We start from the raw sequence: 15,083 nt of genomic DNA on the forward strand, positions 1-15,083 counted from the left end.
AGAATGCCGAGTTATCTTAGTGCGCCGACGACTTCTCAGGAAAAAACCGGCTGAAGATTGGGAAGATGAGCCGGGTCACAACAGGGATAAGGGCAAACCCAAGGGCCAATCCCAAGATGCCGTCCAACGTTGCTGTGACCACCCACGTCAAAAAACCGACTGCCACGCCAACAGTGTCAGCGACGGAAACGGCGATGTGGTGTATTGTGTCGTAAGGCCAATGCCATCCAAGCACTTCCAACCCGTGAACGATGATATTCCCGCCAACCCACAACATTGCGGCTGTGCCGACAGTTGAAATTATCGTCATCAGGGTCGGCATGAATTTCACCATCCAGCGACCGAAGTTTCTGGTTACCTGCAAGCGGCCGATCTGGGTTAGTTTCAGCCCCGCGTCGTCCATTTTCACTAAAATCGCGACCGCTCCATAGACCAGGGCCGTGATCCCGATGGCAACAACGGCCAGAACCGCCGCCGCAATAATCCAGTCATCACTCTCAATCGCGGCCAGTGAAATAGTCATGATTTCGGCCGACAGGATAAAATCGGTTTTGATAGCCCCTTTAACACGTTGCTCTTCCAGGTGTTCGGGGTCGAGATTGGGCGTGTCGTCCGCCTTGGTGTGGCCATGGGGAAACAAGACATGCCAGACCTTTTCGGCACCTTCAAAACAGAGGTAACAGCCACCCAACATTAAAAGAGGCGTAACGAGCCAAGGCAGGAATGCATTCAGTAGCAGCGCTGCTGGCAGGAGAATGACCAACTTGTTGAAAAAAGACGCTCGAGCGATTTTCCAGATGATAGGCAGTTCACGCGCCGCAGGCAGTCCGGTAACATATTTCGGAGTGACCGCTGCATCGTCGATGACCACTCCGGCGGCTTTAGCGCCTGCTTTCGCGGCATCATCCAGAACAGTGGCGCCGACCTTGGCCGCCTGCCCCGCAATGTCGTCAACCTGCGTGGCTGCCATTTTGGCAATTGCCGCCACACCATCCAAAAGTGCCAGTAGCCCACTCATACGCGCTGCCCTATTCGACATTGACGCCCCTGATTTCGCACAGTCCTGTCGATGTCACAAGCTGCAGAACGACGTGGACCCGATTACGGGCACTACGGCCCGCAGCCTGTCTAATTGGGCATGTTGTCGGGATATTGGTTCGCGCTAGGTTTTGCGACAGGGATGAACAGGAAAAGATCCGCTTTGGCGGTGGAATATCTATGATCTTGAAAAGAATGAAACAATCGCCAACTGACGGCAGATTTGTTCAGAACCCCTACCCGTTTTATCATCAGGCCCGGTCGACCGGTGATTTTGTATTTTGGGAGGACTATGGATTGCCCATGGCGGTCACACACGAGGCCGTTTCAGCGGTGCTTCGCCACAAGTCCATGGGTCGGGAAATTCCACCGGGAAAACGCAAACCCGTTCGAGCTGGTCTTGAGGCTTTTTATAAACTCGAAGACAGTTCGATGCTTGAACTGGAACCCCCCGCGCATACCCGGCTGCGTCGGCTGGTGTTACGGGAATTTACGCGCAATCGAGTTCTGGTTATGGCGCCTGAAATATCCATGATTTCGGATCAGCTGATAAGTGAGTTTCCCAAAGGCGAATTTGATTTATTGGACGCCTATGCGCGGCGACTGCCGGTTATTGTCATTGCGCGCCTATTGGGTGTGCCGGAAGAAATGTCGGACCAACTGCTTGATTGGTCGAATAAGATGGTCGCGATGTATCAATCGCGTCGGACAGTCGAGATTGAGAACGAAGCGTCGAATGCAGCAGGGGAATTCGCGGCATTTATGCGCGGTTATGTCGAAAAACGACGGGCAAGCCCGCGAGATGATCTGATTAGCCAATTAATCCAGGCCGAAGCTGGCGGTGAAAAGCTGTCGGTGGACGAGCTGATTTCCACCTGCATTTTACTTTTGAACGCCGGACATGAAGCGACCGTGCATTCGCTGGGAAATGCGGTGCGCCATCTGATCAAGCATCCCTTACGTGAAGAGGCCGTTCATCCTGATCGGATCGAATACACGGTTGAAGAGTGTCTGCGGTTTGATCCGCCGCTGCATATGTTCACGCGCCACGTCTATGAACCGGTCGAGATGATGGGAATGTCATTCAAACCCGGAGACGAAATCGGGTGTTTGCTGGGATCGGCGTGTCATGACGATGCCATTTGGCCGGACGGTGACAAGTTCGATCCGTTCCGCGATATCGTTCCGAATGTCGCCTTTGGAGCGGGTATTCATTTTTGTGTGGGCGCGCCATTGGCCCGGCTTGAGATGCAGATCGCACTCCCCACCTTGTTCTCGCGATGTCCCGGTATCAAACTGGCAGAAGAACCGACGGTCGCGAATTTGTATCACTTCCGCGGGCTGGAACGATTGATGGTACGGTGTCAGGAAGATGGATGCGTCATACCGGGAGAACTGTCGTCGACTTGATCTCTTCCATCGAAAGCAGCGCGGTCACGTTGTAAATGCGGACTTCGGAAATCAGGGCTTGATAGAATTCGTCATAGGCGCGGGCGTTACGCACCCGGACTTTCAAGATGTAGTCTATATCCCCTGCGAGACGGTGGGCCTCCAGAACTTCGGGCCGTGATTTCAAGGCTTTGAGGAAGTTCTCTTGCCAATCTGCTTCGTGGCTGGACGTGCGGATCAGGACGAAGAAACACGCCTCGAACCCGAGAGCTTCAGCATCGAGAATGACGGTCTGCTGACCGATCACCCCACCCTCGCGCATCTTTCGAATCCGGTTCCAAACCGGGGTTTTCGATGAGCCTACGATTTTGGCAATTTCGTCCAGAGATTGGCTGGCATCCTGTTGAAGCGCCCTGAGAATTTTCCGATCCAGTTCGTCTAATCGCACCGACATTCCAAGTCCTTCCCAATTTGTGGGTATTCGTTCTCTTTGGGCGTCCTTTTAGAATATATGTTCTTAGTTGAAAGTCTGTGGTGCAAAATTATGGGAAAATATTCTATATCTACGCCTAAGAACGAGGAGTCGTAGGTATGAAGCATTTTCCGATCTTTCTGGCAGTCGAGAACAAGCTGATTGTTGTTTCAGGCGGAGGCGAAGCTGCATTGGCAAAGTTGCGGCTTTTGATGAAGACGCAAGCGGCGATTTGCGTCTATGCCGAAGAACCGATTGAGGATGTACGGCGGTTGGCCATGGAGGGCCGGATTGCTCTGGTCGAGCGGGCCCTTATCGCAGGCGACGTTGAAGCCGCCGTGCTGTTTTACGCTGCCAACGATGACGACGCTGAGGATGCACGTGTCGCGGCAATTGCGCGGACCGAGGGGGTTTTGGTCAACTGGGTCGATAACCTTTCGGACAGCCAGTTCATCACGCCCGCCATTGTGGACCGGGACCCGGTGACGGTCGCGATTGGGACAGAAGGTGCGGCCCCGGTTCTGGCGCGGGCCATCAAGGCCGATTTGGATGAACGGTTGCCGCGCGGTTTGGGCCTTCTGGCGCGGGTAGGCAAAGGTTTTCGGGCGGCAGTTGAAGCGCTTCCCATGGGTCGCAAGCGACGCGCATTCTGGAGCGATTACTATTTTGGCGTCGGGCCACGTGCGCTGGATGCTGACGGGGAAGCCGGACTGGAACCTGCGTTGCAAACTCTCCTGGCAGCGCACCAAAGCCGCGATCTTGAAGAGGGTCGTGTGAGCTTTGTGGGGTCCGGTCCGGGTGACCCGGAATTGTTGACGCTTAAGGCACGGCGGGCATTGCACGAAGCGGACGTGGTGATCCACGACCGGTTGGTGACGCCGGAGATATTGGAACTGGCGCGGCGCGAGGCGTTGATTGTCGACGCGGGAAAAGAAGGCTTTGGGCCGTCGATGAAGCAGGAACACATTGACGCGTTGATCGTAGCCCATACCTTGGGCGGTGCGCACGTGGTGCGGCTGAAGTCTGGTGATCCGACGATCTTCGGGCGGTTGGATGAAGAGATGGACGCTTGCACAGCAGCGGGTGTGGAGTTTTCGATTGTGCCGGGGATCACCTCGGCTTCGGCGGCTGTTGCCTCGCTTGGGCAGAGCCTGACCAAGCGGGGGCGCAATGCCTCGGTTCGCTTTGTCACTGGCCACGACATGAAGGGTTATGCGGAGCAGGACTGGCGGACGCTGGCCAATGACGGCTCGGTCGCGGCGATCTATATGGGCAAGAAGGCATCCCGCTTCGTGCAAGGCCGTTTGATGATGCACGGTGCGGGCGGTGAAACGCCGGTAAGCGTGATTGCCAATGCCTCGCGTCCTGATCAGCAGGTGATTGGCACCACTCTGGCTGCACTGCCCGACGCGATTACAGACGCGGATATCAATGGACCCGCTTTGATCCTTTATGGGCTGGCTCCGCGTGATGCGGGCGTATTTGCTCAGTCCCCCAAATTACGGGCCAACCATTTTCAGGAGATCGCATTATGAGCCGGAAGCCATTCAAACCCCAGGTTGTGACCGCGAATGATTTACTGGAGGGCGATGCCGTCTGGCTGACGGTCGATGATCGTTGGACCCGCGATATGGCCGAGGCCGAGCTGATTGAGGACGAGGCGGTTGCGCAGGACCGGTTGTTGTTCGCCATCTCTCAGCCGGATGTGATCTGTGGGGCGTATCTGGTGGATGCTGCCCCGGCAGATAGCGGCCCTGAGCCGACGCATTTCCGCGAGAGTTTTCGGACGCGCGGGCCGTCGAACTATGACCATGGCAAACAGGCCGGAGTATAAAGCATGTATACTTACAACGACTTCGATGAAGCCTTTGTGCGCGAACGCGTGGCGCAATTTCGTGGACAGGTCGAAAAGCGGGTTGACGGTTCGCTGACGGAAGACGAATTCAAGCCTCTGCGCCTGATGAACGGTCTATATCTGCAATTGCACGCCTACATGCTGCGGGTAGCGATTCCTTATGGCACGCTGAACGGCGCGCAGATGCGGCAGTTGGCCTATATCGCCGACAAATGGGACAAGGGCTATGGCCATTTCACCACGCGGCAGAACATCCAGTATAACTGGCCGAAACTGCGCGACGTGCCGGATATGCTTGAGGCATTGGCCGACGTCGGAATGCACGCCATTCAGACCAGCGGGAACACGATCCGCAATGTGACGGCGGACCATTTTGCAGGTGCTGCGGCGGATGAGATTGAAGACCCCCGCCCGGTGGCCGAGTTGTTGCGCCAGTGGTCAACAGATCACCCGGAGTTTCAGTTCCTGCCCCGGAAGTTCAAGATTGCGGTGACCGGATCGCCGAATGACCGTGCGGTGACCAAGGCCCATGACATTGGTCTGCGCATGGTGCGCAATGACGCCGGTGCGCCTGGGTTTGAGGTGATTGTGGGCGGCGGATTGGGCCGCACGCCGATGGTCGGCAAAGTCATTCGGGAGTTTCTGCCGAAGGCCGATTTGCTGCCGTATTGCGAAGCGATTGTCAGCGTCTACAACCTGCTTGGTCGGCGCGACAACAAGTATAAGGCGCGGATAAAGATCACCGTCGCCGAGAACGGTCTGGAAAAGGTGCGAGAACTGGTTGAGGCGCGGTTTGCTGAGTTGCGGCCCGAATTTGCTGGTTTTGACCAAGAGCTGCTAGCCGGGATCGAAGCGCAGTTTGCACCGCCGGCGTTCCGTGATGCTTCAGTAGATGGATATGAGGCGCATCGTGCGGCCAATCCTGCGTTCCGGTCGTGGACCGATACCAACCTGAGCGCGCATCGAGCGGATGGTTATGCAATTGTATCAGTCTCGTTGAAAAAGCACGGGGATACGCCGGGGGATGCTTCGGCGGATCAAATTCGCGTTTTGGCCGACTTGGCAGAGCGGTTTGGGCATGACGAACTACGCATCAGCCATGAGCAGAACGTGATCATGCCCCATATTCACAAATCGGATTTGCCCGAGGTTTACGCTGCCTTGCGTGCGGACGGACTTGCGACAGCAAACATCGGGTTGGTCAGCGATATCATCGCGTGCCCCGGTATGGATTACTGCGCGTTGGCAACGGCTCGGTCGATCCCGATTGCTCAGGAGATTGCGACGCGGTTCGACGAGTTGAAGCTGGAACACGAGATTGGCGCGCTGAAGATCAAGATCTCGGGCTGCATCAATGCTTGCGGGCATCACCATGTGGGTCACATCGGCATTTTGGGCCTGGATCGTGCTGGTGTTGAGAACTATCAGATCACGCTGGGTGGTGACGGGACTGAAACCGCAACCGTTGGCGAACGAGCTGGCCCTGGGTTTACAGCAGAAGAGATTGTGCCTGCGGTTGAGCGTTTGATTGAGACCTATCTTGACCTGCGGGAGAGTGACGACGAGACGTTCCTGTCAACATACCGTCGGATAGGGCTGCCGCCATTCAAGGCGGCGTTGTATCCGGAAAAAGAGCAGTCTCATGCCGCTTGAGTCACCGCCCGATCTGATTGCAGATCGCGTTGCTGATCTTAATCGGCGGTATACGCATCATTCGGCAATCGATGTTCTGGAACATGCTATGTTCGATCCGAGCGTCGGCCCAACAGCTTTGGTGTCGTCCTTTGGCGCGGAATCCGTTGTGTTGTTGCACATGGTGTCGATCATCGATCGAACTGTGCCGGTCATTTTTCTGGATACCGAGATGTTGTTTCCCGAGACGCTGGATTATCAGCGAGAGGTTGCGGCGCGGCTTGGGTTAACGGACGTGCGGGTGACATCGCCGGATCGCACCGAGGCGTTTCTGAAAGACCCGAACAATCGACTGCACACGACTAATACGGATGCGTGTTGCGCATTGCGCAAAACCGAGCCGCTGAACCGGGCACTGGAAGATTTCGACGCCTGGGTGACGGGGCGCAAACGCTTTCAAGGCGGCAAGCGTGCAGAGCTTTCGCTGTTTGAGGAAGAAGACGAAAAACGCATCAAAATCAATCCTTTGGCAAAGTGGATGCCTGAGGACATACGCGATTATATGCAGAACAACCGTCTTCCCAGTCATCCGCTTGTCGCCAAGGGGTTTCCATCCATTGGATGCGCGCCCTGCACCACGCGGGTCGGTGAAGGTGAAGATCAACGCGCCGGTCGGTGGCGCGGACAGGTAAAACAGGAATGCGGCATCCACTTTGACGGTGAAAAGATTGTGCGCAGGTCCGAGGAGAAAGACCAATGAGTGTTATCGTGACGGATACTGGTTTTGAGGCCGATGACTGGGTGCATGGGTATACCGCCCTAGACGATCTGGCGGCCAACGACTGCCAACCAGTTTTGGCGGTGGATGTGCCGTCGAACGCGGACCCTGAGGTGTTGCGCACGCGACTGGACTCGATCGACTTGATCCGTGTGGATTTTCCCAGTTTCGCCGATGGGCGCGGATTTACCATTGCGCGGCGGCTACGACTGATGGGCTATCAGGGTCGGCTTCGCGCCAGTGGCCATGTCATCACAGATCAATATGCTATGGCGCGGCGATGTGGTTTTGACGAGGTTGAAATCTCTCAGGACCTGGCGGACCGGCAGCCTGAAAACCAATGGCGAGCGCGCAGTGATTGGGCGTCCCATGATTATCAGTCGCGGCTGCGCGCCTGATCCCGACTTTCCTTGATCGACATCAACGTTTAAGACGAGGGGCGGCCCTATGGTGCCGCTGAGAATTAATGACAGAGCAAAGACCCTTGACCCAAATTGCCGCAAAACCGGTGGTTCTTCCGGACGCACAGACCGTAACCGAAGTTCATCACTGGACCGACCGGTTGTTTTCCTTCCGCACGACACGTCCGGCGTCATTGCGGTTTCGCTCGGGTGAGTTTGTGATGATCGGATTGATGGGCGATCCTGATCCAAGCACCGGGCGCCAGAAACCGCTGTTGCGTGCGTATTCTATTGCCAGCCCCAGCTGGGACGAAGAGTTGGAATTTTACTCGATCAAGGTTCAGGACGGGCCATTGACGTCGAAGTTGCAACACATTCAGCCGGGCGATCAGGTGATCTTGCGCCCGAAGCCCGTGGGAACGCTGGTACACGACGCATTGTTGCCGGGTAAACGGCTGTGGTTTTTCGCAACCGGCACAGGGTTTGCGCCATTTGCGTCGCTTTTGCGCGATCCGCAAACTTTTGAGGATTACGAGCAGGTTATCATCACACACACCTGTCGCGACGTTGCTGAGTTGGAATACGGACGTCAGTTAATCGAGAATATCCGCAACGATGAAATGATGCAGGATTTGCTGGGTCCGGGTCTGGACAAACTGATTTACTATCCAACGACAACTCGTGAAGAGAGCCCAAAGATGGGCCGCGTGACCACCTTGTTGGCAACCGGCGCGCTCTTTAAGGATTTGGGGATCGAGCCGATCAACGCCGAAACCGACCGGGCCATGGTGTGTGGCTCTCTTGGGTTAAACACGGATCTCAAGGCAATTTTGGAGAGCTTCGGCCTGGAAGAAGGCGCCAATAGCGACCCGAAACACTATGTGGTCGAGAAAGCCTTTGTGGGCTGAATTCGTCTGAAGTGAATGAAAAAGGCCGCGCCTGATAAGCGCGGCCTTTTCGGTTTTCGACTGAGGAACTGAAAGCTGGATCAGTTTCCAGTGCTCAAAGCGTCGCCCAATGCACCTTCGACAGCGTCTTTGGCACCTTCGACTGCTTCTTCAACAGCCGTATCTGTCGCGGCTTCGGTAGCCGTTTCTGCCGCGGCTTCGGTTGCTGTCTCGGTGGCGGCTTCGGTCACGCTTTCGGCGGCTTCCTCGACGACGTTTTCTGCGGCCTCTTCTGCCACGCTTTCTGTAGCATCTCCGACAAGGTTTTCTACGGCGTCATTGACCAGGCTCGTGGCCTCGTCCTTGGCGTCTTCGACCATGGCGGCGGCGTCCTCTTTGACTTCTTCCACTGCTGCTGCGGCTTCTTCTTTCGCCTCTTCGACAGCTTCGGTGACGACCGCTTCGGCCTCTTCAACGGCTGTTTCTACGGCTTCTTCTACTGTGCTTGTTGTCTCTTCCACTGTTTCTTCAACGGCGGCGGGTGTTTCTTCGACTGCGCTTGTTGGTGTGGCGTCGTCTTGGTTGCCAAATACGAACCAGCCGACAGCTGCCAAAATGACAACCAGTGCTGCAATAATCATGCCCCTCATGTCGGGTCCTCCTGAATACAATATCTGCGCCATCTGCCTTTGGTTTGAACCAGAGTCCAGTGATTCGCGCCTGACCGAGTCATAACGGGCACGAACTGGCGCATCAGGGGGCAATTATCGGCATATTTCCCCGTAAATCCCTGTTGAATGCTGACGCGGATGGCCTTATTTTGAACCACCTGACGATTAACGACAAAAGGACGACAATCATCGCTCGCAGACCACACAACGCACCGCCGGTGCGTGACACAGGCCCCCGGATCAACGAAAAAATCCGTGTCCCTGAAATCAGGCTCATCGGAGCCGAAGGAGAAAATGTCGGGGTTGTGACCCCGGAGCGCGGAATGGAACTGGCGGAAGACGCCGGTCTTGATCTGGTAGAAATTTCTCCGAATGCCTCGCCCCCAGTATGCAAGATCATGGACTTTGGTAAGTTCAAGTATGAGCAGCAAAAGCGCGAGAGCGAAGCCCGCAAGAAACAAAAAACCATCGACGTTAAAGAAGTGAAGTTTAGGCCAAACACCGACACTCACGATTATGACGTTAAAATGCGCAACGTGACGCGCTTTCTGGAGGCCGGCGACAAGGTGAAAGTCACTTTGCGGTTCCGTGGTCGTGAGATGGCACACCAGAACCTTGGGCGTGAGTTGTTGGAACGCGTGGCCGATGACATCCAGGAATTGGGCAAGGTCGAAAACATGCCCAAGATGGAAGGCCGTCAGATGGTGATGATGATCGGCCCTGCGAAGTAGACCTATCGATCCTTAATGGCGCACGAGCCCGGCTGTTCAGCCGGGCTTTTTTTGTTTTGAGGACAGGTTCCGGAGATTTCTAATTTCCCCGACTTCGTCGGCGATCCGCCGGGGGCCCTGCCCCCGGGACCCCCGAAGTATTTTCAGACAGAAGAAGACGATAAACGCATAAAGGAGTTGCCAAACTTTCCCCGGTTCAAGGTCAGTGACTTGCCACTACGTCTGCATTGGCGCTAAGGTCGAGGCCGGTAAAGAGGATGTTTGGTATGGTAGTGGGGGCTGCTTTACCTGAGGACCTTTCTGATTTCCAATGGCTGCGAGAGCTGGAAGAAATCGGCGAGACCGAGGGTTATTTTTCACCTTTGGGTGACATGCATGCGGCGGTTTTTGTGGACCGTTCGCAGGAAGTATTATTCGTTTGTTTTGAGACAATGGTGGGTGTTCGGTCGCAAAGCGAGACCGGGTTGCCGCTTGGGTTCGATGTTTGCGAGCAAAAGGGTTGGTCGCATCTGACCGTTCTGGCATTGGGCGAGACCTGGTATCGCGACCGACATGTTTACGGCTATTTTGACAGATTAGTTGATGAAGGCTTCTTTGAAGACTTTGACCGTGTCCTTTTTTACGGGGCGGGAATGTGCGGATACGCGGCGGCCGCGTTTTCCGTAGTTGCACCGGGGGCGACAGTTATTTCGGTGGCACCGCAGGCGACGCTGGAACGCGGGCTGACGACCTGGGACGCACGTTTTGGCCACACCCGGAAGATGGATTTTACCAGCCGCTATGGATTTGCGCCGGATATGCTGGAAGCAGCCGAGGCTGCCTTTGTCATATATGATCCGGGTGAAACCGAAGATGCCATGCACGCGGCCATGTTCCGCGGCGCCAATATTCACCGATTCGGGTATCGGCGCGGTGGAGCGGCGGGAATTGATGCAGACTTGCGCAAGTTGGGCATGGTTTCGGCTTTGTGTGAGCAAGCGGCGGCTGAAAAGCTGGACCGGACGGCATTTGCTGGTGTCATGCGTGCGCGCAGGCAGAGCATCCAGTATTTGCGATCTGTTCTTGGGCGTCTGATGCGCGACAAACGGCATTATCTTGCGGCAGTCTTTTGTCGGGCCGTGCTGAAACGGCATAGTCTGCCGCGTTTTCAGCAAGCTCTGGATATGGCACAGGCTGAATTGAAAGCCAGTGGGAGAGACTTGCCCGGGAATAAGCGTCAACCTTTGGAAACCATAGGTTAACGTGCGGGCACTTACACTGAAATCTATCTGGAATTGTGCGCCTTAGCTATCGTAGTCCGGCGTCTTTGCCGACTTTCGCATCTGCATAAGTCGGGGAACGGCGACGCCGACCAGCGTTCCTATTGCCAGGGTGACGGCGGCATCTTTGGCGAGCAGAACAGAGGCGATGGCAGCAGCAACAAAGCACGCGGCAAGAGCGAAGCTGCGGGCTTCGACAGGGTCAGGATCAGCATCCAGTTTCAATACGTTCTTCAACGCCCCCACAACATGAGGCTCTGCGTGAGGTGCGGCCCAGCCAGCGGCAAGACCAAGAATAAAAGTGCCGAGCATACGAAACCTCCCAAGCAAGTTTTTCGGGCCTGCGTTGGCCCTTGGACAGATATTCAGATGGGGCATTTTGCGGGTATTCGCAATGGTGTCAAAGGGGGCAGGAATTTTCCGGCGTTGAGGGCTGGTGGCTCTGGCACTTTGGCGGGGCTTGGGCTAGAGGACGGGCATGACGACACGTCTGACGATACGCCGCCCTGACGACTGGCATTTGCATTTGCGCGACGGTGCCATGTTGGAGGGGGTTTTGCCGTCTTCGGCCAAGCATTTTGCCCGTGCAATCATCATGCCCAATCTGGTGCCGCCGGTTGTGACTGGCGATGATGCGGCGGCTTATCGCGACCGGATTTTACGCGCCCTGCCTGATGGCATGACCTTTGACCCCTTGATGACGTTGTATCTGACTGAAACGACGGATGCGGATGACTTGGCAGCGGCCAGTGGGTTGGTGAAGGCGGTGAAACTTTATCCGGCCGGGGCGACGACGAATTCTGCCAGTGGTGTCAAAGACTTCGACAAGGTGCGCGGCGTTCTGGAGCGCATGGCCGACATTGGATTGCCGCTGTGCGTGCATGGCGAAGTAACGCGCGGAGAGATCGACATCTTCGACCGCGAGGCCGTGTTTATCGATGAAGTTCTGGACCCGATCCGACGGGCGACGCCGGGATTGCGTGTGGTGATGGAGCATATCACCACTGCCGAAGCTGTGGCCTATGCCAGCGACGGCGGTGACGATCTGGGTGCGACGATCACCGTGCAGCATTTGATGCTGGATCGAAACGACATGCTGGTTGGGGGCATTCGACCCCATTACTATTGTCTGCCCATCCTGAAACGTGGAACCCATCGCGAGGCATTGCTGGGTGCAGCGACAGGCGGCGATAAGCGGTTTTTCCTGGGTACGGATTCGGCGCCCCACGCGACGGACACAAAGGAGAATGCGTGCGGCTGTGCCGGGTGTTTTACCGCGCCGGTGGCTTTGTCGTGCCTGGCGGAAGTTTTTGAGGAAGCTGGTGCCTTGGATCGGCTTGAAGGCTTTACCTCGCTGAATGGTCCGGCCTTTTATGGTCTGTCCGTGAATGAGGATCGGATCGTGCTTGAGAAGGGCGCGGCGATCGATCTGCCGGACAGAGTTGAAACCGGCGCCGGGCCAGTGACGGTGTTTGATCCGGGACGGTCTTTGCATTGGCGGGTCGTGAAATAGGCGCGCGTTCGACCGCGCTTGGGTGAAATTGACGCGGATTGCGTCTGAGAGAGGGGCATTAAAATGATACCGACAGGATTTCCAACCAAAGAAGAAATGGCCAAACTATCGGCCAATATGCTGTTGGAAATCGGGGCGGTGCATTTCAATGCGACGGACCCATTTATTTTGGCGTCGGGTCTGCCCTCGCCCACATATATCGATTGCCGCAAATTGATTTCCTATCCGCGCATCCGCTCGACACTGATGGATTTCATGACCGTGACAGTGATGCGTGACGCCGGTTTCGAAGCCTTCGACAATATTGCGGGCGGTGAGACGGCAGGCATTCCATTTTCAGCCCTTGTTGCCGAACGCATGGCACTGCCTATGACCTATGTGCGCAAGAAACCAAAGGGATACGGGCGCAATGCGCGCATCGAGGGCGAGATGAGCGAGGGCCAGAGGGTGTTGCTGGTTGAGGATCTGACGACGGATGGCGGATCGAAGCTGTCGTTCGTGGATGCAATCCGCGAGACCGGGGCAACCTGCGGACACACGGCAGTGATTTTCTATTATGGGATTTTCCCCGAGACGATCGACACATTGGCCAACCATGGAGTGCAATTGCATCACTTGTGCACCTGGTGGGACGTTCTGGAAGTGGCACGGGATGGCGAGATGTTTGACGCTGACACGCTGAGAGAAGTTGAGGCGTTCTTGCGGGCGCCGCGGGCATGGCAGGATGCTAGAGCGGAAAATTAATTTCCCTACTCAATAGCCGATATTGATGAATTGGCATATACTGCCACAAGATGATGTGGATTTCGAACTATCCACAGGCTATCCACAAGATATCCCGATAGACGCGGGCCTGCGCAACAGCGTATGTCTGCTCCCCACGGCAGGGGTGAAATTCGAGGACAGAAATGAACGAGATCGCACAGATCCGAACAGGTGAAACGGGCGAAGCAGAGGGCGAAACTCTGCCGCATAATATCGAGGCTGAACAACAGCTTCTGGGTGCGATCCTGACCAATAATGAAATTTATGACCGGGTCGCTGGCGTCATAAATGAGGGGCATTTTTACGACCCAGTCCATGCGCGAATCTACGAGATCGCCTCGGCCCGGATCGCGAAAAACGCACTTGCCTCACCCGTGACGCTGAAAGCGTTCATGGAAGATGACCCCGGATTGGCTGAACTAGGCGGGCCTGCGTATCTGGTGCGGCTGGCCGGTGCGGCGATTTCATCGTTTGCGGCTAAAGACTATGCGCAGATGATCTATGATCTGGCGATCCGCCGCTCGCTGATGGATTTGGGACGCGAGATTTCTGCCAAGGCATCGAAAGTTGAAGTTGCGAGCGAGCCGAAAGAGCAGATCGTCGAGGCAGAACAGGCGCTTTATAAGCTGGCCGAGGCCGGAAATTCCGACCAGGGGTTCCAGTCGTTCCTGCGCGCAGTTACCGATGCGGTAAACCAAGCCAATGCGGCTTATCAGCGTGATGGCGGGTTGGCGGGGATTTCGACCGGATTAACCGACATGGATAAGAAGCTGGGCGGATTGCATAAATCCGACTTGCTGATCCTTGCTGGCCGCCCGTCGATGGGCAAGACATCACTGGCGACAAACATCGCGTTCAACATGGCCAAGGCCTATCGCAAGGGAAAACTGCACGACGGCAGCGAAGGTGCGGTGAACGGTGGCGTGGTCGGTTTCTTCTCGCTTGAGATGTCGGCGGAACAGTTGGCAGCCCGGATTTTGTCGGAAGCGGCTGAGGTGCCCTCTGAGCAGATCCGGCGCGGGGATATGACGGAAACCGAGTTCCGGCGGTTTGTCGAGGCGGCCAAGACATTGGAGGCCTGTCCTTTGTTTATCGACGATACGGCGGCTTTGCCGATCAGTCAGTTGGCGGCGCGGGCGCGACGTTTGAAGCGCGAGCATGGGTTGGATTGTCTGATTGTGGACTACTTGCAGTTGGTGCGTCCGGCTACTGCGAAGGACAGCCGCGTCAATGAAGTGAGCGAGATTACGCAAGGCTTGAAGGCCATTGCGAAAGAGTTGGATATTCCAGTTGTGGCCCTGTCGCAGTTGTCGCGTCAGGTAGAAAACCGGGAAGATAAACGACCGCAACTGAGTGACTTACGAGAGTCGGGCTCTATCGAGCAGGACGCCGATGTCGTGATGTTTGTGTTCCGCGAGGAATACTACAAGGAACGGGAGAAACCCGGCGATCACGACCTGGAGGGCATGGCGAAGTGGCAGGAGGAGATGGAACGTCTTCACGGCCGCGCCGAAGTTGTTATCGGCAAGCAGCGCCATGGCCCCATCGGCACCGTTGAGTTGAGTTTTGAAGGTCAGTTCACACGCTTTGGTAATCTGGCCAAGACCTGGCAGGGCGAGAGAGACGACGGGTTTTAAGCCTTTGACATTTCTTTGGTGCGGGAGAAAAATTCTTTGAATGAAAGAATTTTGG

At 55.9% G+C, this 15,083-nt stretch carries 16 protein-coding genes; 12 read left to right on the plus strand and 4 right to left on the minus strand.

Translation table 11 applies throughout. The features are described 5' to 3' along the window. Positions 1-16: 16 nt before the first annotated feature. Positions 17-1,018: a DUF808 family protein gene (locus GKR98_05795; GenBank protein ID QMU59983.1), complete on the minus strand. Its 1,002-nt coding sequence runs from the start codon at positions 1,016-1,018 to the stop codon at positions 17-19. Between the two features lie 206 nt (positions 1,019-1,224). On the opposite strand from GKR98_05795, the gene GKR98_05800 reads away from it, so the two are divergent. Then, positions 1,225-2,448, plus strand: coding sequence for a cytochrome P450 (locus GKR98_05800; GenBank protein QMU59984.1), 1,224 nt, complete (start codon positions 1,225-1,227; stop codon positions 2,446-2,448). Here GKR98_05800 and GKR98_05805 read toward each other — a convergent pair. After that, a complete protein-coding gene (locus GKR98_05805; protein QMU57752.1) occupies positions 2,420-2,881 on the minus strand; it encodes an AsnC family transcriptional regulator in 462 nt (153 codons plus the stop codon). The genes GKR98_05800 and GKR98_05805 overlap by 29 nt on opposite strands. 137 nt (positions 2,882-3,018) lie before the next feature. On the opposite strand from GKR98_05805, the gene cobA reads away from it, so the two are divergent. The 6 genes from cobA to GKR98_05835 all read left to right on the plus strand — a co-directional run bounded on the left by cobA (position 3,019) and on the right by GKR98_05835 (position 8,473). Next, the gene (gene cobA / locus GKR98_05810) at positions 3,019-4,434 is read left to right on the plus strand and encodes a uroporphyrinogen-III C-methyltransferase (protein ID QMU57753.1); all 1,416 of its coding nucleotides are present in this window, start codon (positions 3,019-3,021) and stop codon (positions 4,432-4,434) included. Continuing rightward, a complete protein-coding gene (locus GKR98_05815; GenBank protein QMU57754.1) occupies positions 4,431-4,733 on the plus strand; it encodes a DUF2849 domain-containing protein in 303 nt (100 codons plus the stop codon). Before cobA ends, GKR98_05815 begins: the two co-directional genes overlap by 4 nt. A gap of 3 nt (positions 4,734-4,736) precedes the next feature. Then, positions 4,737-6,407, plus strand: coding sequence for a nitrite/sulfite reductase (locus GKR98_05820; protein QMU57755.1), 1,671 nt, complete (start codon positions 4,737-4,739; stop codon positions 6,405-6,407). Next, entirely contained in the window at positions 6,397-7,146 is a 750-nt protein-coding gene (locus GKR98_05825; protein QMU57756.1) for a phosphoadenylyl-sulfate reductase, read from the plus strand. The genes GKR98_05820 and GKR98_05825 overlap by 11 nt, the downstream gene beginning before the upstream one ends. Beyond that, the gene (locus tag GKR98_05830) at positions 7,143-7,562 is read left to right on the plus strand and encodes a DUF934 domain-containing protein (protein QMU57757.1); all 420 of its coding nucleotides are present in this window, start codon (positions 7,143-7,145) and stop codon (positions 7,560-7,562) included. Before GKR98_05825 ends, GKR98_05830 begins: the two co-directional genes overlap by 4 nt. 68 nt (positions 7,563-7,630) lie before the next feature. Then, on the plus strand, positions 7,631-8,473 hold the full coding sequence (locus tag GKR98_05835; protein QMU57758.1) for a ferredoxin--NADP reductase: 843 nt from the start codon (positions 7,631-7,633) through the stop codon (positions 8,471-8,473). A gap of 80 nt (positions 8,474-8,553) precedes the next feature. Here the strand turns inward: GKR98_05835 and GKR98_05840 are convergent, their stop codons facing one another. Beyond that, complete coding sequence (locus tag GKR98_05840; GenBank protein ID QMU57759.1) at positions 8,554-9,102, minus strand: hypothetical protein; 549 nt, start codon at positions 9,100-9,102, stop codon at positions 8,554-8,556. A gap of 209 nt (positions 9,103-9,311) precedes the next feature. Here GKR98_05840 and GKR98_05845 point away from each other — a divergent pair, with 209 nt between their 5' ends. Together GKR98_05845 and GKR98_05850 are read left to right on the plus strand one after the other, a co-directional pair. After that, positions 9,312-9,854, plus strand: a complete 543-nt coding sequence (locus tag GKR98_05845; GenBank protein ID QMU59985.1) for a translation initiation factor IF-3 — start codon at positions 9,312-9,314, stop codon at positions 9,852-9,854. A 257-nt stretch (positions 9,855-10,111) separates the two neighbouring features. Then, a complete protein-coding gene (locus GKR98_05850; protein ID QMU57760.1) occupies positions 10,112-11,095 on the plus strand; it encodes a phosphoadenosine phosphosulfate reductase in 984 nt (327 codons plus the stop codon). 42 nt (positions 11,096-11,137) lie between these two features. On the opposite strand, the gene GKR98_05855 is transcribed toward GKR98_05850, so the two are convergent. After that, positions 11,138-11,425: a hypothetical protein gene (locus tag GKR98_05855; GenBank protein QMU57761.1), complete on the minus strand. Its 288-nt coding sequence runs from the start codon at positions 11,423-11,425 to the stop codon at positions 11,138-11,140. A 166-nt stretch (positions 11,426-11,591) separates the two neighbouring features. Between GKR98_05855 and pyrC the strand changes: the two genes are divergently transcribed. The 3 genes from pyrC to GKR98_05870 all read left to right on the plus strand — a co-directional run bounded on the left by pyrC (position 11,592) and on the right by GKR98_05870 (position 15,028). Then, positions 11,592-12,626, plus strand: a complete 1,035-nt coding sequence (gene pyrC, locus GKR98_05860) for a dihydroorotase (GenBank protein QMU57762.1) — start codon at positions 11,592-11,594, stop codon at positions 12,624-12,626. Positions 12,627-12,689: 63 nt separating this feature from the next. After that, the gene (locus GKR98_05865) at positions 12,690-13,370 is read left to right on the plus strand and encodes an orotate phosphoribosyltransferase (protein ID QMU57763.1); all 681 of its coding nucleotides are present in this window, start codon (positions 12,690-12,692) and stop codon (positions 13,368-13,370) included. 164 nt (positions 13,371-13,534) lie between these two features. Next, positions 13,535-15,028: a replicative DNA helicase gene (locus tag GKR98_05870; GenBank protein QMU57764.1), complete on the plus strand. Its 1,494-nt coding sequence runs from the start codon at positions 13,535-13,537 to the stop codon at positions 15,026-15,028. Positions 15,029-15,083 lie beyond the last annotated feature (55 nt).

Origin of the sequence: Boseongicola sp. (assembly GCA_014075275.1) — a bacterium.
Taxonomy (GTDB): domain Bacteria; phylum Pseudomonadota; class Alphaproteobacteria; order Rhodobacterales; family Rhodobacteraceae.